General features: G+C 59.9%; 1 protein-coding gene. It reads left to right on the plus strand.

Annotation, left to right across the window (positions count from 1 at the left end; translation table 11 throughout):
* Positions 1-831 (plus strand): elongation factor Tu (locus AB6803_RS33085; RefSeq protein ID WP_371112791.1); only part of this gene is annotated, 831 nt, incomplete at its 5' end.
* Position 832 lies beyond the last annotated feature (1 nt).

The raw sequence follows: 832 nt of genomic DNA on the forward strand, positions 1-832 counted from the left end.
CTGCTCGCCCGCCAGGTTGGCGTTCCGGCGATCGTTGTGTTCCTGAACAAGGTCGACCAGGTTGACGACGCCGAGCTTCTGGAGCTCGTCGAGCTTGAAGTTCGCGAACTTCTGTCGTCCTACGACTTCCCGGGCGACGACATCCCGGTCATCAAGGGTTCGGCACTTGCTGCTCTTGAAGATTCGGACAAGAAGATCGGCGAAGACGCGATCCGCGAGCTGATGGCTGCTGTTGACGCCTACATCCCGACGCCTGAGCGTCCGATCGACCAGCCGTTCCTGATGCCGATCGAAGACGTGTTCTCGATCTCCGGCCGTGGTACGGTTGTGACGGGCCGCGTTGAGCGTGGTATCGTCAAGGTTGGCGAAGAAGTCGAGATCGTCGGCATTCGTCCGACCTCGAAGACGACGGTTACCGGCGTTGAAATGTTCCGCAAGCTGCTCGATCAGGGCCAGGCTGGCGACAACATCGGCGCGCTGGTTCGCGGTGTTAACCGTGACGGCGTCGAGCGTGGCCAGATTCTGTGCAAGCCGGGTTCGGTTAAGCCGCACAAGAAGTTCATGGCCGAAGCCTACATCCTGACGAAGGAAGAAGGCGGCCGTCATACGCCGTTCTTCACGAACTACCGTCCGCAGTTCTACTTCCGCACGACGGACGTGACGGGCATCGTCACGCTTCCGGAAGGCACGGAAATGGTTATGCCGGGCGACAACATCACTGTTGCCGTCGAGCTGATCGTTCCGATCGCAATGGAAGAAAAGCTGCGCTTCGCGATCCGTGAAGGCGGCCGTACCGTCGGCGCTGGCATCGTTGCCAGCATCGTTGAGTAAT

The organism is Rhizobium sp. RCC_161_2, from assembly GCF_041355235.1.
GTDB lineage: Bacteria > Pseudomonadota > Alphaproteobacteria > Rhizobiales > Rhizobiaceae > Rhizobium.